At 63.5% G+C, this 16,943-nt stretch carries 16 protein-coding genes; 4 read left to right on the top strand and 12 right to left on the bottom strand.

Going from position 1 to position 16,943, the window contains the following annotated elements:
* Positions 1-11: 11 nt before the first annotated feature.
* The 10 genes from SA496_RS08585 to SA496_RS08540 all read right to left on the bottom strand — a co-directional run bounded on the left by SA496_RS08585 (position 12) and on the right by SA496_RS08540 (position 8,638).
* Positions 12-821, bottom strand: coding sequence for a DUF4892 domain-containing protein (locus tag SA496_RS08585; RefSeq protein ID WP_120651585.1), 810 nt, complete (start codon positions 819-821; stop codon positions 12-14).
* Between the two features lie 162 nt (positions 822-983).
* Positions 984-1,847 (bottom strand): alpha/beta fold hydrolase, encoded by an 864-nt coding sequence (locus tag SA496_RS08580; protein WP_120651586.1) that lies wholly within the window; start codon positions 1,845-1,847, stop codon positions 984-986.
* On the bottom strand, positions 1,844-2,647 hold the full coding sequence (locus SA496_RS08575; RefSeq protein WP_153921151.1) for an alpha/beta fold hydrolase: 804 nt from the start codon (positions 2,645-2,647) through the stop codon (positions 1,844-1,846). The genes SA496_RS08580 and SA496_RS08575 overlap by 4 nt, the downstream gene beginning before the upstream one ends.
* An 84-nt stretch (positions 2,648-2,731) precedes the next feature.
* Positions 2,732-3,379 carry a LysE family translocator gene (locus tag SA496_RS08570; protein ID WP_153921149.1) on the bottom strand — a complete coding sequence of 216 codons (648 nt, stop codon included), beginning with the start codon at positions 3,377-3,379 and terminating at the stop codon, positions 2,732-2,734.
* 45 nt (positions 3,380-3,424) lie between these two features.
* A complete protein-coding gene (locus tag SA496_RS08565) occupies positions 3,425-4,228 on the bottom strand; it encodes an AraC family transcriptional regulator (protein WP_120651589.1) in 804 nt (267 codons plus the stop codon).
* A gap of 272 nt (positions 4,229-4,500) precedes the next feature.
* The gene (locus tag SA496_RS08560) at positions 4,501-4,947 is read right to left on the bottom strand and encodes a hotdog fold thioesterase (protein WP_120651590.1); all 447 of its coding nucleotides are present in this window, start codon (positions 4,945-4,947) and stop codon (positions 4,501-4,503) included.
* A 49-nt stretch (positions 4,948-4,996) separates the two neighbouring features.
* A complete protein-coding gene (locus SA496_RS08555; protein WP_280358464.1) occupies positions 4,997-6,664 on the bottom strand; it encodes an AMP-binding protein in 1,668 nt (555 codons plus the stop codon).
* Between the two features lie 104 nt (positions 6,665-6,768).
* Entirely contained in the window at positions 6,769-7,233 is a 465-nt protein-coding gene (sixA, locus tag SA496_RS08550) for a phosphohistidine phosphatase SixA (RefSeq protein WP_120651592.1), read from the bottom strand.
* Positions 7,230-7,577 (bottom strand): DUF4389 domain-containing protein, encoded by a 348-nt coding sequence (locus SA496_RS08545; protein ID WP_120651593.1) that lies wholly within the window; start codon positions 7,575-7,577, stop codon positions 7,230-7,232. Before SA496_RS08545 ends, sixA begins: the two co-directional genes overlap by 4 nt.
* A gap of 38 nt (positions 7,578-7,615) precedes the next feature.
* Positions 7,616-8,638 carry an NAD(P)H-dependent glycerol-3-phosphate dehydrogenase gene (locus SA496_RS08540; protein ID WP_120651594.1) on the bottom strand — a complete coding sequence of 341 codons (1,023 nt, stop codon included), beginning with the start codon at positions 8,636-8,638 and terminating at the stop codon, positions 7,616-7,618.
* Between the two features lie 325 nt (positions 8,639-8,963).
* On the opposite strand from SA496_RS08540, the gene SA496_RS08535 reads away from it, so the two are divergent.
* From SA496_RS08535 to SA496_RS08520, 4 genes are all read left to right on the top strand, one after another.
* Positions 8,964-10,871 (top strand): ATP-binding protein, encoded by a 1,908-nt coding sequence (locus SA496_RS08535; RefSeq protein ID WP_120651595.1) that lies wholly within the window; start codon positions 8,964-8,966, stop codon positions 10,869-10,871.
* Between the two features lie 259 nt (positions 10,872-11,130).
* Complete coding sequence (fabA, locus tag SA496_RS08530; protein ID WP_003456128.1) at positions 11,131-11,646, top strand: 3-hydroxyacyl-[acyl-carrier-protein] dehydratase FabA; 516 nt, start codon at positions 11,131-11,133, stop codon at positions 11,644-11,646.
* 11 nt (positions 11,647-11,657) lie between these two features.
* Positions 11,658-12,875, top strand: coding sequence for a beta-ketoacyl-ACP synthase I (fabB, locus tag SA496_RS08525; protein ID WP_120651596.1), 1,218 nt, complete (start codon positions 11,658-11,660; stop codon positions 12,873-12,875).
* A 121-nt stretch (positions 12,876-12,996) separates the two neighbouring features.
* Complete coding sequence (locus tag SA496_RS08520) at positions 12,997-13,170, top strand: hypothetical protein (protein WP_153921144.1); 174 nt, start codon at positions 12,997-12,999, stop codon at positions 13,168-13,170.
* A 49-nt stretch (positions 13,171-13,219) separates the two neighbouring features.
* Here the strand turns inward: SA496_RS08520 and mddA are convergent, their stop codons facing one another.
* Both mddA and SA496_RS08510 read right to left on the bottom strand, forming a co-directional pair.
* The gene (gene mddA / locus SA496_RS08515; RefSeq protein ID WP_120651597.1) at positions 13,220-13,993 is read right to left on the bottom strand and encodes a methanethiol S-methyltransferase; all 774 of its coding nucleotides are present in this window, start codon (positions 13,991-13,993) and stop codon (positions 13,220-13,222) included.
* A 94-nt stretch (positions 13,994-14,087) separates the two neighbouring features.
* Complete coding sequence (locus SA496_RS08510; RefSeq protein ID WP_120651598.1) at positions 14,088-16,910, bottom strand: PAS domain S-box protein; 2,823 nt, start codon at positions 16,908-16,910, stop codon at positions 14,088-14,090.
* Positions 16,911-16,943 lie beyond the last annotated feature (33 nt).

The raw sequence follows: 16,943 nt of genomic DNA, 5'->3' as shown, positions 1-16,943 counted from the left end.
GAGACAGATACTCAGCGCAGGAGATTCAGATGCAGACCGGGTCCCTTGCCCTCGCCCAGCTCCAGGCGCGCGGCGCGTACACCCTGCCCCACCAACGCCTCGCGCCAGGCCTCGGCACCCGCACCAGCCAGACTGATGCGAAGGGTGCTATCAAGGTTCAGGCAGCGCGAAAGCAGGGTCGCCCAGGCATCCGAGGGTTGCTCAGGCAGACGCGCAAGGTGCAGCTCACCGCTGCTTTTCAGTTCACGCATCAGGGTATCGGGGGTTGGCAGCAACTCACCCAAGGGGGCGTTGGCGTCCAGCTGCTCGGCGTGCAGGTAGGCCCGGCGATTGCCCCGGGTGATGCCGTAGAGAGCAAGCAGGCTGTCCTGATGCGGCTCAGCCAGGCGCAGCAACAGGTAGGCCTGCTGCTCGTCCGGGCCATACAGCTTGGAGTTGCCGAAGATGGCGTTGGCCCAGAGGCTGCTGGAGCCACAATCGCGACCCTGGCACCAATAGAGCAACTCGGCACCGCCAGCGAGCAGGTCGCGGCGGGCGCGGTCGAAAGCATCGAAGGAGCTGTGGTCAGTGGGCAGGCGGTAGGTTACAGAAGTCTGGCGGCCCTCCGCATCGATCTTGCGCTCCATGCGCAATTGGTTGCTGATGCGGCGGATGGAGCTCTGCGGATAGGTTCGCTCCTGGTCCGGGTTCTCGCGGAAGTCGGTGATCTCGGCATGGGGGAAACGCGGCAATGCCGCCAGGTCGTGGCTTTCAGGCAGGTCGGCTGCCTGCACGGATGCTGCCAGTAGAAGACCGGCAATTAGGGTGAGGCGCATGCGCATCCTTATCGATATGTCCCGGAGTGAGCAGTCTGGACCAGCTTCCCGACCTTTTCCTGCCGCTCGCCACGGATCATGCCGCGCCGCACTGTGGTTCCAGGCCGATCGACCATCCCACTGCTCCCTGACCAAAAGCGGCCAGCCTTCCCGCTTGGCCGGTGCAAGTCAAGGAATGGCGAAGAAGGGATTGAAACAGTCTGCTACGGCCTGGGCGCCAGCCTCGTCATCCAAGTGCAGGTGATGCTTGCCGGGTAGGCAATGCACCGCAAAGGGCAGTTGCTCCAGAAGGCTGGCGAACTTCGGCTCCACATGCAGCAGGCCCTGCTCTGCCAGCACCAGCATGGTTGGACACTTCACCGCCTGGGCGAAGGCCAATGCATGGGCACGGGTCAGGCGCAGCGGAGACGGGAGGGTCAGGCGGCTGTCGGTGCGCCAGGTGTAACCGCCTGGTACCGGCATCAGGCCCCGCTCAGCAAGCAGTTCGGCGGCCTCGCGGCTGACACCGCCCGTACCGCGCATGCGCGCCTCGACGGCACGGTCTATCGCGGCGTAGACCGGTTTGCGCTTGCCTACCAGCGCCAGTTGCGCGCGTAGCGCCTCGCCCAGCTTGGCCGGCGCCTGTTCGGCTTCGCCCGTGTAGGGCATCAGGCCATCGATCAGGGCCAGGTGCTTGATCCGCTCGGGAATGGCGCCGGCCAGCATCACCGAAACGATGGCGCCCATGGAGTGCCCGAGCAGGGAAAATTTCTCCCAACCCAGTTGCTCGGCCACCAGCAGCACGTCAGCGGCGTAATCCCACAACAGGTAGCTCGCCCCCGGCCCCCGGTGGGCCGACAGCCCGTGACCGGCAAAATCGAGCGCGACTATGCGCAGCCCCTGCAGACGCGGCGCCAGTCGGGCGAAGGTGTTGGCGTTGTCCAACCAGCCATGCAGCGCGATCACCGGCTGGCCGTCCTCCGGGCCATAGAGGTGAGCGGCCAGCTCGATATGGGGCAGGTTGAGGCGGATTTCTTCGACCTGGGCAGTCATGCACTGGCCTCCTGGCAACGACCGTCCCAGCGGCCGAATACGGATTTGAGAAGGTCGGCGGTTTCCTGGGGTCGCTCCAGCGGGAACATGTGCCCGCCGGGCAGCGACAGGTATTCGCCTTGCGGCACCCGCTTCACCAGTCGCGCATGGTGCGGCATCACCACCTTGCTGTGACGCCCACGTACCAGTGCCACGGGCACCTTGAGCTGTTGCGGACGGCCGGGCGTGCGGTGAGGCACGCTGCGGTAAATGCTGATCTCGGTGGCGGCGTCGAACTTCAGCCGCAGCGACTCGCCCTGCCGAGCCAGGCCATGCTGGACGTAGGCATCCAGGCAATCCGGATCGAAGCGGCGGAACAGGTTCTTGCCGGCGAAGTAGTCGCGCGCCTCGCTGAAGTCGCCGAACTCCTCGCGGCGACCAAGGGTGCGGCCCGCCGGGGTGATGCGGTCGATGAAGCCGAAGCGCTTGGCCGCGCGGATGACGATGCGGTCAGCCAGGGTCAGCACTGGGGAATCGAGCATCACCACGCCGCGGTAGAGCTCCGGCCGACGCAGGGCCGCGTGAAAGTGCAACACGCCGCCCAGGGAATGCCCCAGGCCCCAGACCGGCTCGCCGCGCGCTTCCAGGTGATGGATGAGTTCGTCCACCAGGTTTTCCCAGTTGTCGTTCACCGGGAATCGTGGGTCATGGCCGTGTTGTTCCAGGTGTTCAACGCGGAAGTCCGGCGCCAGGGCGGCGAAGAGCTTGCCGTAGGTGGCCGAAGGAAAGCCGTTGGCATGGGCGAAGAAGATGGTGTGCATGGCATCCGGCTCGTCGGAGAATGCCGGGATTTTCCGGCAGCCCCGCTCGCTCGGCAATGACTGTAACCGCCAGTGATGATGGCGCTATTGCCAAAGACCCGGTGCCAACAGCCTGCCCGCCAACCCCAGGGCCACCAGCAGGAAGACCAGGCCACAGGCCAGATCGATGGCGGGCGCTGCGCGCAGCAGCAGTTGCTGGTTGCTACCGCGGGTGAGTGCCAGGCCAAGGCCACTGAACCAGGCCAGCCCCATGCCGAAGAGAATCGCGGCCGCCCCGACCTTGCCGGCGAAGGACATATCCGCCGGAATAAGCCCGGACAGCATTGCCAGGAAAAACACCAGCGCCTTGGGGTTGAACAGGTTGGTGGCCAGCCCGCGCAACCAGGGGCCCAGAGCCGAAGGTGACAACGCGCCCTCGAAGCTCCCGCCGCCCTGTCCGCGTCGGAACCAGGCGCGCACTGCCCCGATGCCAAGCCAGCCGAGATAGCTCGCGCCGATCAGCTGCAGCAGGTCGAAGAGCATCGGCGAGCGGCTCACCAGCAGGGCAACGCCAGTCAGCACCAACATGCCGTGGACGAGGATGCCGCAGGCCAGGCCCAGGGCGCTCAGGAGGCCGGCGCGACGCCCTTCATGCATGGCGGTACGCACCACCAGGGCCACATCGGGGCCGGGGCTGACCAGGGCGACGGCGAACACGGCCGCCAGCGACAGCAAGACGGAAGTCTCCTGCATGGATGAATCTCCAGGATATTGGGGGAATTCAGCGGGGGCGGTGGATCAGCGGCTGCGCAGCTTCGCCGGTGGTACGCCGTAGTTGCGGCGGAACAATCGCGAGAAATGCGCCTGGTCGTAGAAACCCAGATCCAGGGCCACCTCGCTCAGGCTCTCGCCACGCAGGACCCGAGGCAGCGCACGTTCCAGGCGCAATTGGGTCAACCACTGGTGAGGCGGCAGGCCGCACTGGCGATTGAAGCGGCGCAATGCCTGCCAGGGGCTGAGTCCACAGAACAGGGCCAGCTCTTCCAGAGAGGGCGGTGAATCGAGGCGCGACTCCAGCCACTCCCTCAAGCGCGACCAGGTGCGGGTATCAAAGCCATGTTCCGGCTCACGGACTCGCAGGGTGGAGCCCTGTCCCAGCAGATTGGCCAAGGCTGGCCAGAGGTGGCCTTCCTGCTCCAGTCGTGACCCTTGCAGCAACGCGCCGTGCAGGTCCTGCAACTGGCCACGCAAGTTGGCGTCCCGGAGGATGCTGGTGGTCAGGCGCGGCGCACCCTGGCGCTCATCGCTGAGACTGCGGCTGGCGTCGTCCAGCCATTGCGGATCGAAAGCCAGCACACGGATCTGATAGCTCTGGCCATCGACGCCGGCGCCATCGTGGATCTGCTCCGGCGCCATCAACAACACGTCCCCGGTGTCGGCCTGATGGCTTTCACCCTGGTGCAGGTAGCGTTGCCGACCGCGCACGACCAGTCCCAGGTGGTACTCCAGATGGAAGTGCCGGGGAAAGGCGAAGTGCTGGTACTGGGCGTCGATCAGTCGGACGCCCGGCAGGCAGCTGGGGATGTGGTTGGTCTGGTCCATGGGCGCCACTTTACTCCGTGGCGCCGTGAGCTTCTTGGACAAAATTGCGGAAGTATTGGCCCGAAATGCCATAGGGTAGAAATCGCTTTTCATTTCCACCGTCCGATGCCCGCCCATGCTCCGATGGTGGATGAATAGAGCGTCATCCACCCTTGTAGCAGTGACGATTGAAATGCACCGACTAGCTGCATGAAGCCGGACTTTCTTTAGGAGCGAGCTTGCTCGCGAACAGCCCGAGCACGAACTTTCGCGAGCAAGCTCGCTCCTACATGTCAGCCGCGCCGCGGCGGCTCGGAGCCGAGGGGAACGATGGCCATTGTCAGGCGGGAAATGCAGCTGGGCTTGCCGTCCTCGCCAGCCAGTCGGATATCCCAGACATGGGTAGTACGACCGAGATGCACCGGCCGGGCCACCGCGGTGACCCGGCCGCTGCGCAGGCCACGCAAGTGGTTGGCGTTGACCTCCAGGCCGACGCAGTAGTAGCGGCTGGCGTCGATGCACAGGAAGCTGGCAGTGGAACCGAGGGTTTCCGCCAGCACCACCGACGCGCCGCCATGCAGCAGGCCATATGGCTGGTGGGTGCGCTGATCGACCACCATGCTGGCGGTCAAGGATTCGTCGTCGAAGGACTCGAAACGGATGTCCAGGCCTTCGCCAATGGTGTTCTTCAGGGATTCGTTGAGGTGTGCAAGATCGGGGGATTGTCGCCACAGGCCCATTGGGTCGCTCCTTGTGGAGGGCCGGGAGCGGTGTCCCGGCCAAACTTGATCATTCGTGCCAGACCACCGCTTCCTGGCGTTCCAGCCATTCCGGGAAGCGCTTGCCATAAGCGTCTTCAACGATATTGCGCTTGATCTTCAGCGTCGGAGTCAGGAAACCGTTGTCTACCGCCCAGATGTCCTTGACCAGCACCAGCCCATGCAGGCGCTCATGCTTGTCGAGATCGCCGTTGACCTCTTCCAGCAGGCTGCGCAGGCTGAGCTCCAGTTCTGAGCGGGCGCTGTTGGCCGCCTCCTGCCGCCCTACTTCGGACAGTACGCAGAGCGCCATGGGTTGGGGCAACCCATCGCCCACCACACAGACCTGCTCGATACGCGGATGCACCGCCAGGCGGTTCTCGATGGGTGCCGGGGCCACGTACTTGCCCTTGCTGGTCTTGAAGATTTCCTTGATGCGGCCAGTCAGGCGCAGGTTGCCCTTGGCGTCCTGCTCACCCTTGTCTCCGGTGCGCAGGTAGCCGTCCTCGGTAATGGTTTCGGCAGTTTTCGCGGGGTCCTTGAAATAGCCCTGCATCGTGGCACCGCTGCGCACCTGCACTTCACCGTCTTCGCTGATGCGCACTTCCACGCCGGGACTGTTGCGGCCAATCCAACCGGGCATCACCTCACCTTTGCGGCACAGGTGGGAGTAACCGCAGTTCTCGGTCATGCCGTAGACCTCCAGCACTTCCAGGCCTAGGCGCTGGTACCAGTTCAGCAGCGCACCGGGCACCGGTGCGGCTCCGCACAGGGCGTTTCGCACGGCATCAAGACCGAGGCCAGTGAGGACCTTGCGTCCGACGATACGACCAATGACGGGGAGCCTGAGCAAGCGATCGAGTTTTTGTGCCGACATCTTCGAATAGACACCCATCTGGAACTTGGTCCAGATCCGCGGCACGCCGAAAATGGCCGTAGGCCGTGCGCGACGCAGGTCCTCAAGGAAGGTTTCCAGACTTTCGGCGAAGAATACCGTCTGCCCGGCGTAGAGCGACCCCATCTCGACGAACATGCGCTCTGCCACATGGCATAGCGGCAGGTAGGACAGCAATCGGTCTTCCTCGCCGGTCTGAAACAGGTTCATTCCATGGTTGGCGGCGAAAGCGAAGTTGCTGAAATTGTGCATCACCCCCTTGGGCGTACCCGTGGTGCCGGAGGTATAGATGATGGTGGCGAGTTGGTCTGCAGAACCCTTGGGGCTGTCCTGGATCGGGTTGACGGCCTGCAGGTCGGCCCAGCTGAAATCGAAGGTGCCTTCGGGGTGGATCGGCAATGCAACGGTCGGCACGCCTTCGGGCACACCACCGGCCATGGCTGGCCAATCGTCGAGCTTGCCGATGAAGGCCAGCGCCGACTCGGAATGCTCCAGCACCTGGTGGACCGATTCGGCTGTGAGGTTGGGATACAGAGGAACGGATACGTGGCCAGCCATCCAGATGGCGAAGTCGGCGACGATCCAGTGAGCGCAATTCTTGGAGATGATCGCAATGCGGCTGCCCTGGGGCAGGTCGCGACCGCGGAGCCAACTGGCGGCCCGGCGGGCTTGTTCGCCCACTTCGGCCCAGGTCAGCTCCTCGATCCTGCCGCCACCAAGTGGCTGGACCAGATAGCGTTTGTTCGGATGACGAGCTTCACGCTCAAAAAAAACTTCAAGCGGCAAACGGACTGCATCAGCCACAGGGCCTCCTCCTTTGTTCTTTTTGTGGGGGACAACCAAGCACTTGCTTGGGCGACTATTCCACGCACCCGGAGGAGGCGCAAGTTAAGAAATGTTGCGAATCGTCAGTGATGGCGAACGTGATGGATGGTGCGCAGTGACATCAGTCCGGGGATGAGGAGATCACCCTCCAGCTCGGCAAGGCTGGCCGTTCCCATGGGCAAGGGCTCCTGGCGATGGCCGTGGATCAGCAAGCCCGCCAGGTCGCTGACAAAGGGATTGTGGGTGACCAGCAGGAGATCCTGCTCGCTGCGTTCAGCGAGGAAATTCAGCGCCTCGCGCGGATCGCTATCGGGTGTGAGCCAGGGTGCGGTGCCAACGGCACCGCTGAATCCCAGCGCATCACGAACCAGTTCGGCGGTTTGCTGCGCCCTCACATAAGGGCTGGCGAGAATCGCGCTCAGCGGTCGCCCGGCAAGCTGGGCGGCGCTGTGCAGCACGTCCTTGCGGCCGTGGCGTGTGAGTTCGCGCTCCGCATCGGTTCGGGCACGGGGTTCGGCCTCGCCATGACGCAGGAGCCAGAGCCTCATAGCCTGGGCTCTTCGTCACGTACCGGATGGGCCGCGGGCGGTACCGCGTGCGGCGTCTCGCCCTCGGGAGCACGAGCCGCGGGCCAGTCGCCGAAGGGCCAGGGCTTTTCTTCGGTATTGAAAGTGCCGAAGCGGCCAATCTGCGCCAGGTACTGGCTCAGGCTATCGCCAAAGGACAGCAGCCCCGCATTGGGCGCCCCGTAGAAGGCACGGTAGCCAAGTTGCAGCAGAACCACGGCGCCCAGCACGATCTCGGCCAGTTGCCAGACGATGACGAAGATCAGCATCCACAGAACGCGCAGCAGGATGTGCTCGCGTTGCAGGTCTTCGCGCTCTTCACTCATGGGGAATCTCCTTGTCCGAAGCGGTGATGGTCCTGGGCCTAGAAGCCCGAGGTTGGGATGAAATCTACGTCCGTCTTGGGCTCGCCGCGCATCAGCAACTCGATCACCTGAGCCAGCGTACGCCCCTCGAAAAGGATGGCATGCAGGCCAGCGACCAGCGGCATGTAGACCTGCAGCTCCTCTGCACGGGTCTTGAGTACCTTGAGCGTGTTGACGCCTTCGGCGACCTCGCCAAGGCGCGCGACAGCGTCTTCCAGGGAAAGGCCCTCGCCCAGGGCATAGCCGACTTGGTAGTTGCGGCTCTTGGGCGAGGAGCAGGTGACGATCAGGTCGCCGACGCCGGCAAGGCCGAGGAAGGTCATGGGATTGGCACCCAGCTTGACGGCGAAGCGGGTCATCTCCGCCAGGGCGCGGGTGATCAGCATGCTCTTGGTGTTCTCACCCATATCCAACGCGGCGGCCATGCCGGCAATGATGGCGTAGACGTTCTTCAGCGCACCGCCCAGCTCGACGCCGAAGCGGTCCTGGCTGGCGTAGACGCGGAAAGTACGGCCATGCAACGCGGACTGCACCCGCTTGCACAGCTCGGTGTCCTCACTGGCGACCACGGTGGCGGTCAGCGCATGGTCGGCGATTTCCTTGGCCAGGTTGGGACCCGAGATCACGCCGATGCGTGCATCCGGGGCCACCTCTTCGAGAATCTGGCTCATCAGCTTGAAGCTCTGCGCCTCGATGCCCTTGGTGGTGCTGACCAGCAGCTTGCCGGCCAGTTGGCCGGCCACCGGCTCCAGAGCCTTGCGCAGCGCGCTGGACGGTAAGGCAACGAAGACCAGCTCGCAATCGGCGAGGACCGCGGACAGGTCCGTATCCGGCTCAACGCCGGGCAGGATTTTCACGCCCTTGAGATAGCGCGGGTTTTCGCGCTGTGTACGGATCGCCTCGGCCTGATCCGGGTCGCGCATCCAGTGGCGCACGCGCTGGCCATTTTCGGCCAGCAGATTGGCAATGGCGGTGCCGAAGCTGCCGCCGCCTAGCACCGCGACGGGTTGCTGTTCAGTCATAACGGATCCATGTAGGCCATTGGAGTGGCGAATTCACGCATTATACGGAGGCGCCGCCGCCCAGCCAGCCTCTATCCAGAGCCATTGCACTGGCAAAGCAATCGTCCTCGGTTAAGATGCCGCAGTTTTTTTGGCGTCAAGGGAACCCTATTCGTTCCCTGGCATCCTCCGGATATCTAAATTTCCCCCAGCATTGGGGCATATCGGGACTAAAGTTCCTGCATAGTTCCGCTTCATGGACGACCCCGCATCGAGGCAAAAGGAAGATGTGCCGACCCTCCCCCAGACTCCCGAACTCTCCTGCCGCCGACGGAGAGTCGCGCCTATGACCTTGCGGCGCCGCTGGGACATCCATACCCGCACCCAGTTGATCAGCCTCGGACCGGCCCTGCTGCTGACCCTGCTGCTCACCGGCTTCTTCACCTTCGCTCGCCTCCAGGACCTGCGCCAGGAGCTGAACCACACCGGCCAACTAATCGCCAGCCAGCTCGCCCCGGCGGCGGAGTACGGCGTTGTCACAGGGAACCTGGAGGTCCTGGAAGGCCTTCTCCAGGCCAGCCTGGGTACGCCCCATGTGCGCTTCCTCGAAGTGCGCGACCGCGCCGACAACATCCTGGTGTACCTGGAACAACAGGACAGCTTGGAAAAGACCGGCTCCCAGGTGGAAGTGTTCCACGCGCCCATCCTCCAGCAGCAGATGCACCTTCAGGCCCGGCGCACCCTGGCCAATGGAGACGGCCGTAGCAATGACGGCAATTACCTGGGCCGTGTCGTCGTCGGTATGTCCAACGACGCCTTCAGCAGTCGCCAGCAGGAAATCCTCCTCAAAGCGACGGTGCTGGCCCTGATCGCTCTCCTGCTCACCTTCCTTCTAGCGCGCCGACTGGCCACACGCCTGTCGCAGCCCATCAGTGCGATGGGGGACGCGGTCAAGGCCATTCAGGAGGGTAACTACAACGCCAGCCTGCCCGTAGTGGATGACAGCGAACTGGGCGACCTCAGCCGGCATATCAACAATCTGGCCAGCGGCCTTGAAAAGGCCAGCCAGGAACAGCAACAGGCCATGGGCCAACTGATCAAGGCGCACGAAGAGGCGGAGATGGCGAACCGCGCCAAATCCGACTTTCTGGCGATGATGAGCCACGAACTGCGCACTCCCATGAATGGTGTCCTGGGCATGCTGCAGTTACTGGAAACCACCGAGATGACCGAGGAGCAGGCCGAGTACGCGGCATTGGCCACGGAGTCCACGGAGCACCTGTTGAAGGTGATCAACGACATCCTCGACTTCTCTCGCATAGAACGCGGCGCACTTGAACTGGAGCGCATCCCGTTCAACCTGCTGGATCTGATCCTGGGATCAGTACAGGTGTTCCAACACAGTGCGCAGCAGCGCGGGCTGACCCTGACCCTCGACACCCAGGACGGTCTGGAGCGTGTCGAAGCCCACGGCGACCCGACGCGACTGCGGCAGATTCTCGTCAACCTGGTAGGTAATGCCCTCAAGTTCACGGAAGAAGGCGGCATCAGGGTGGAAACACGCTGGCAGGCACTGGACAGCGAAGTGCTCTGGCTCACCTGCGCGGTGCACGACAGCGGTATCGGCATCCCGCCGGATCGCCTGGAGCATATGTTCGACGCCTTCCAACAAGCCGATCACTCAATTTCCCGTCGCTATGGCGGCACGGGGCTCGGCCTGCCCATCGCACGTACCCTTGCCGAGCGCATGGGCGGCACCTTGAGGGCCGAAAGCCACGAAGGTTCAGGGTCGACCTTCACCCTGGAAATTCCCCTGCCATTCCGCCCCCAGGGCGCGGAAGCCCTGACCAATCAGACGCAGGAGCATGGCGAAGGCACTGGTCAGCACGTCCTGCTGGTGGAAGACAACCCGGTGAACCAGACGGTGATCGAGGCCATGCTGCGCAGCCTGGGCTATCAGGTCAGCCTGGTTGGCGATGGCGCCCAGGCAGTGCACCAGGCTTCACGTCACCACTATTCGGCGATTCTCATGGACTGCCGCCTACCTGTGCTCGACGGCTACGAAGCTACACGCCAGATTCGCCAGATGAATGGTGGCGCAACGCTGCCAATTATCGCCCTGACAGCCAACGCCCTACAGGGCGACCGCGAAGCCTGCCTGGCGGCGGGCATGAACGACTACCTGGCCAAGCCCTTCAAGCGCGCTGATCTGTTGCGAGTAATGCAGCGCTGGCTGAGCAGGCCGTCGGACTAAAACGGTTGGTGCCGTTTCCAGACATTCGTCGAGTGTTCCGGGATGTTAAAGTGCTCCACGATTTGCGAGCGGGATGTCCCTGGCACGCCCTTGCGGCAGGCCTTTGTCACTCAGGTGCACGACTGTGCTCGCCACTCTGTGACTTTCACCGCAACGCAACAGTCTATGACTAGTCTGTCGTCCGACGCCCCCAACAAAGGCCACGGCAGAAGGATGAATGCAAAGCCCTGTGCCAGACGGGGACCATTGAGGAGCTCGCATGACCAAACAAAACGCCTATACCCGGGAAGACCTCCTGCGCTGCAGTCGCGGCGAGCTGTTCGGCCCTGGTAATGCGCAACTGCCCGCCCCCAACATGCTGATGATCGATCGCATCGTGCATATCAGCGAAACCGGCGGGAAGTACGGCAAAGGCGAGATCGTCGCCGAGCTCGATATCAACCCGGACCTGTGGTTCTTCGCCTGCCATTTCGAAGGCGACCCGGTCATGCCCGGTTGCCTCGGCCTCGACGCCATGTGGCAGCTGGTTGGTTTCTACCTCGGCTGGCAGGGTAACCCCGGCCGTGGCCGTGCCCTGGGCTCCGGCGAAGTCAAGTTCTTCGGCCAGGTGCTGCCGTCCGCGAAAAAGATCACCTACAACATTCACATCAAGCGCACTATTAATCGTTCGCTGATCCTCGGCATCGCCGATGGCACCGTTGCCGTCGACGGCCGCGAGATCTACAGCGCCGAAGGCCTGCGCGTTGGCCTGTTCACCTCTACCGACAGCTTCTGAAGGACATCCGCATGCGTCGCGTCGTGATCACTGGCCTGGGCATCGTTTCCTGCCTGGGTAATGACAAAGCCACTGTTTCCGCCAACCTGCGCGCCGGCAAGGCCGGTATTCGCCACAACCCGTCCTATGCCGAGATGGGACTGCGCAGCCAGGTGTCCGGCTCAGTCAACCTGAACCTGGAAGAGCTGATCGATCGCAAGCTCTTCCGTTTCATGGGTGATGCCGCTGCCTATGCCTACCTGGCCATGCAGCAGGCCATCGAAGACGCCGGCCTGACCGCCGAGCAGATCTCCAATCCGCGCGTGGGCCTGATCGCCGGCTCCGGCGGCGCTTCCACCGTCAACCAGATGGAAGCCATCGACACCCTGCGCGAAAAGGGCGTCAAGCGCATCGGCCCATACCGTGTGACCCGCACCATGGGCAGCACTGTTTCGGCGTGCCTGGCCACTCCCTTCCAGATCAAGGGCGTGAACTTCTCCATCTCCTCGGCTTGCGCCACCAGCGCACACTGCATCGGCCAGGCCATGGAGCAGATCCAGCTGGGCAAGCAGGACATGGTCTTCGCCGGCGGCGGTGAAGAAGAACATTGGAGCCAGAGCTGCCTGTTCGACGCCATGGGCGCCCTGTCCACCCAGTACAACGAGACTCCCGAGAAGGCCTCCCGCGCCTACGACGCCAAGCGTGACGGTTTCGTCATCGCCGGCGGCGGCGGCATGGTGGTGGTCGAGGAGCTGGAACACGCCCTCAAGCGTGGCGCCAAGATCTACGCGGAAATCGTCGGCTACGGCGCGACTTCCGACGGCTACGACATGGTTGCCCCGAGTGGCGAAGGCGCCATCCGCTGCATGCAGCTGGCGCTGTCCACCGTCGACACGCCGATCGACTACCTGAACACCCACGGCACTTCCACTCCGGTGGGCGACGTTGCCGAAATCCGCGGCGTACGCGCTGTGTTCGGTGACAAGGCCCCTGCCATCAGCTCCACCAAGAGCCTCTCCGGCCACTCCCTGGGCGCAGCAGGCGTACAGGAAGCGATCTACTGCCTGCTGATGATGGAAGGCAAGTTCATGGCCGGTTCCGCCAACATCGACGAGCTCGACCCGGAAGTGGCCGATCTGCCGATCCTGCGTGAGACCCGCGAGAACGTTCAGATCGACACCGTCATGTCCAACAGCTTCGGCTTCGGCGGCACCAACGCCACCCTGGTGCTGCGCCGCTTCAACGGCTGACGGCTCCTGCGGTACCGAAAAGGCCCGTATCCCACCGGATACGGGCCTTTTCCTTTCTGTCCGCCCCACCGTTGAACAGCACCATCGCCTACACACTCGCGTAGCTAAGTTCGACGATGCCGTGCTCAATGCCGGGATGGTGGCCTGTGGGGACCTTACAGGCGACATTGACACCCGTGGTCGCGAGGAGTCCGCCCAACTGATGCAGGCGCTGCAGCAGACTTCCGCGGCCAGCCAGGAGCTCTCTCGCCTGGCGCTGGACTTCAACGGCATGATCGGGAAATTCGTAGTCTGAGCCGGACACCACAAGGGCGCCCGAAGGCGCCCTTTTCATTTCCCTGTGATCAGGCCGCCTCGCGGCCGTCGCTCGCTTTGTCACGGCTACCGACGCGCGGCAGCAACATGGGCACCTTCTGCCGGTAGTCGGCGTACTCGGGATGCTCGCGCAGCAGGTCGCGCTCTTCCAGTTGGATGGCGGCCAGTATGTAGATGCTGGTCACTACCGCGAACAGCAGATGGGTCGCAGTCATGGTCGGCGTCGCCCAGAAGCACAGGAACCATCCCAGGTACAGCGGATGCCGCACCAGCTTGTAGGCACCAGGCATCTTGAACTCCAGCGCCGTGTAGGGCTTGCCCAGCAGGTTCAGCCAGACCTGGCGCAGTCCGAAAAGATCGAAGTGGTTGATCAGCAAGGTAGCGTAGAACACCAACGCCCAGCCGAAACCGAAGGTGGCGCCCAGCACCAGACGACCGGAGCGGTTCTCGATGTTCCAGATCTCGCCACCCAGGGGCTGCCAATAGCTGTACAGCATGATCAGCGCCAGGCTGGAAAACAGTACGTAGGTGCTGCGCTCGGCTGCAGGCGGAATCCACTGGGTCCACCAGGCCTTGAAGGCCGGGCGGGCCATCAGACTGTGTTGGACGGCGAAGATGGCCAGCAGCAGTACGTCGATTCCAAGGGCGGCCCAGAACGGCAAGCGCGGATCACCATCCAGGGTGCGCGGAGCAAATGGCAAGTTGGCAACGAAGCCGATGGAGTAGACGAAGGTGGCGAAGAAGATCAGGTAACTGATCAGGCCGTAGAAGAAAATCGAAACGCGCTTGAAGTAGGTGAACATGATGCGCTCCTGCCTGGGGTTCTGGTCGGCGACAACTCTCCGCCTTGGAAACCAGCTTGGGCCCGGCCTGTATCAGCCCTATGGCTGACAGCGCTCAGTTTGTTTCCGCTTTGTATCCGCTCCCCGGGTTTCCCAGCCAGGCATGCAACAGTTGATGCAAGCGCTGCTGGTTCAGGGGCTTGGTCAGCAATGCCTTGACCCCTTGCTGCTGCACCTCGCTCTCCAGCAACGAGTCGCTGAACCCCGTATAGAGCACGATGGGCAGGTCCGCGCGGGACGCCAGCAGGCGCCTTGCGAGCTGCAGGCCGGAAAGGCGCGGCATGCTCTGGTCGAGGATGGCGAAGTCCCAGGCGTAGGGGTCGGCGCAGAGCAGCTGGCTGGCTTGCTCGGCGTCACAGAAGATACTTGTCTCCAGCCCCCAGCCCTCCAGCAGCTCTCCCATGAACTCGGCCACCGTGGCGTCGTCGTCTACCACCGCCACGCGTCCGCTCAGAGCCGACCGCAACAGCGGGCGCTCAGTTGTCGGCGCACTCGTCGTGTCCGCGGCGACGGCTGGGCCGTGGGCTGGCATCAGCACCCTGAAGGTGGCGCCCTGCCCAGGTGCGCTGTCCAGATGGATATGGCCACCGTACTCATGGACGATGCCATGCACCATGGACAGCCCCATGCCGCTACCCTGCCCACTGGCCTTGGTCGAGAAGAACGGCTCGAATATCTGCGCCCGCAACGCCGGATCGATTCCCGGCCCGCTGTCGCTCACGGTGAGCGCAACGTAGGGACCCTTGATTCGTTGCTGACAGGAAGCGCAGGTGCCCTCCAGCTCCTGCTGGCACAGGCTCACCCGCAATTGGCCGACACTGCCCATGGCATCCCGGGCGTTGATGCAGAGATTCATCAGCACCTGCTCCAGCTGCACCGGGTCCGCCAACACCTGCGGCAGGTCGTGGTCCAGTTTCACCTCCAGCTCGACGGTCGCCGGCAAGGTCGACTCCACCAGACGAATGAAATTCCCCAGCAGGAGGTCCAACGCCACCACCTGCGGCTTGCCGCGGCTGCCACGGCTGAAAGTGAGCATCTGCTGAATCAGGTCGCGAGCCTTTTCCGCCGAGCGCTGCACCCGCGACAGGTATTTGCCGAGTCGCTCGTCGCCGCCCTGCTCCGCCAACTCCTGGGCCATCACGGTATAGCCGAGCATGCTGGTCAGCAGATTGTTGAAGTCGTGGGCAATACCTCCCGTGAGGTGCCCAATGGCCTCCATGCGCTGGGCCTGGCGCAACTGCTGTTCCAGCCGGGCGCGCTCTTCTTCGGCCTGGGTGCGTTCAGTGATGTCGCGCAGATAGCAGATGAAACGTGGTCCCTCATCTCCTGGCACCTGGGTCAGAGCCAGTTCAGCGGCGAACTCACGGCCATCGGCACGCTGGGCCATCACTTCCATACGTTTGCCGAGGAAGGCACCGTGCCCGGTCTGCAGGTAGTGTTCCAGAGCGTGCTCGTAGGCTTCGCGGAAACGTGGCGGGATGATCAGTTTCAGCAGCGAGTGGCCCAGCGCCTGTTCGCGGCTGATGCCGAAGCACTGCTCGGCCGCCGGGTTGAAGGCCAGCACCCGACCGGCCTCGTCCATGCTGATGAAGCAGTCCAGGGCGGTATTGGTAATGGCCCGATACTGAATTTCGCTGGCCCGCAAGGCCTGCTCGGCCTCCTTGCGCTGGGTGATTTCGCGGGTGATGCCAAGGATGCGGTCTATGCCGCCGATGGCCACGCGCTTGAGCAGCACTTCATCCCAGTGCAGGCTCCCGTCGCGATTGCGCCGGTGCCATTCGAAACGCTGCATCTGGCCGGCAGCGGCACGGGCCAGGTAGCCGGCCGCTTCCTTGCCGGTATAGGGCGAATAGCCGGCGCTGAACGCGTCGATCTCCAGCTTGAGCATTTCCTCGTAGCTGTAGCCATAGGCACGGCATGCCTTGGGGTTTACGTCCACCAGGCCGCCACTCTCGATATCGTGGACGAAGATGGCGTCCTCCGAGGTATCGAAGATCGCCCGGTAGCTGGCCTCGGCCTCCAGGCGCTCTATCTCTGCCGCAGCCCGTACCGAGAAGATGCGCAGCACCGACTCCACCTTGTCGCGGTCGCTCATCGGTCCCGTGCGCCCCGCGGCAATCAACCCCAGCGGGCGGCCATCACTGGCAAAAAGCGGGAAGCCGGCGTAGCTGTCGACGCCGAAAGAGGCCAGTACTTCATCGCCGGGGTAGGAGCTGCGCAAGTCGCGGGGCACGAAATGGAAACTGCGGCCGAATACCTCGGCGCAGGGCGTGCTCTTCAAGTCATAGGTCGCGTTCTGGTGCAGCTTGCCCTCGTAGTAGAGCGCGAGCGTGGTAAGGCGATGCGGTCCCTCGTCGCTGATGCGGCTGACGAAGGCGAAGTCGGCATTCAGCGAGCGCACCATGTAGCGCGCGATCGCCTCGAACACCTCATTACCGGTCGCGGCGGACACACCCAGGGCAACGAAGCGCAGGACTTCCTCCAGGCTCTTGCGCGAGCTGATGTCGGTGGAAATGCCGCAGATGGCGCTGACCCGCCCCTCGCTATCGAACAGCGGGAACTTGTTCGACAGGTAAGTACGAATGCTGCCGCCCATTGGCACTTGCTCTTCGAACTCGAGCTCATGGCCAAGCTGGATCACCCGCAGGTCGTTGGCCCGTAGAACGTCGGCAATTTCCTTGGGGAAGAATTCGTGATCGGTGTGCCCCAGCACGCGTTCGGCACGCACCTTGAACAGGCGCTCGAACGACCGGTTGACCAGCACCAGACGGCCGTCCAGGTCCTTTACATAGATCACCGCGCTGCTGTTATCGACGATCTGTCGCAGGTGATGCTCTTCGGCACTGATGGTGAAGTGACGGGTCAATGGCTGGCTCACCGGTGGGCCCTCCGGGGGAAGCGGACTGCCTGA

The organism is Pseudomonas sp. JS3066, from assembly GCF_036328175.1.
Taxonomy (GTDB): domain Bacteria; phylum Pseudomonadota; class Gammaproteobacteria; order Pseudomonadales; family Pseudomonadaceae; genus Metapseudomonas.
The sequence above is the reverse complement of the archived record's forward strand: the minus strand, read 5'-3'. Positions and strand labels throughout refer to the sequence as shown.

What these genes read in the sequence shown, in the direction of transcription:
- SA496_RS08585 (WP_120651585.1), bottom strand. Translation starts at nt 821, where the DNA reads ATGCGCATGCGCCTCACCCTAATTGCCGGTCTTCTACTGGCAGCATCC.
- SA496_RS08580 (WP_120651586.1), bottom strand. Translation starts at nt 1,847, where the DNA reads ATGACTGCCCAGGTCGAAGAAATCCGCCTCAACCTGCCCCATATCGAG.
- SA496_RS08575 (WP_153921151.1), bottom strand. Translation starts at nt 2,647, where the DNA reads ATGCACACCATCTTCTTCGCCCATGCCAACGGCTTTCCTTCGGCCACC.
- SA496_RS08570 (WP_153921149.1), bottom strand. Translation starts at nt 3,379, where the DNA reads ATGCAGGAGACTTCCGTCTTGCTGTCGCTGGCGGCCGTGTTCGCCGTC.
- SA496_RS08565 (WP_120651589.1), bottom strand. Translation starts at nt 4,228, where the DNA reads ATGGACCAGACCAACCACATCCCCAGCTGCCTGCCGGGCGTCCGACTG.
- SA496_RS08560 (WP_120651590.1), bottom strand. Translation starts at nt 4,947, where the DNA reads ATGGGCCTGTGGCGACAATCCCCCGATCTTGCACACCTCAACGAATCC.
- sixA (WP_120651592.1), bottom strand. Translation starts at nt 7,233, where the DNA reads ATGAGGCTCTGGCTCCTGCGTCATGGCGAGGCCGAACCCCGTGCCCGA.
- SA496_RS08545 (WP_120651593.1), bottom strand. Translation starts at nt 7,577, where the DNA reads ATGAGTGAAGAGCGCGAAGACCTGCAACGCGAGCACATCCTGCTGCGC.
- SA496_RS08540 (WP_120651594.1), bottom strand. Translation starts at nt 8,638, where the DNA reads ATGACTGAACAGCAACCCGTCGCGGTGCTAGGCGGCGGCAGCTTCGGC.
- SA496_RS08535 (WP_120651595.1), top strand. Translation starts at nt 8,964, where the DNA reads ATGACCTTGCGGCGCCGCTGGGACATCCATACCCGCACCCAGTTGATC.
- fabA (WP_003456128.1), top strand. Translation starts at nt 11,131, where the DNA reads ATGACCAAACAAAACGCCTATACCCGGGAAGACCTCCTGCGCTGCAGT.
- fabB (WP_120651596.1), top strand. Translation starts at nt 11,658, where the DNA reads ATGCGTCGCGTCGTGATCACTGGCCTGGGCATCGTTTCCTGCCTGGGT.
- mddA (WP_120651597.1), bottom strand. Translation starts at nt 13,993, where the DNA reads ATGTTCACCTACTTCAAGCGCGTTTCGATTTTCTTCTACGGCCTGATC.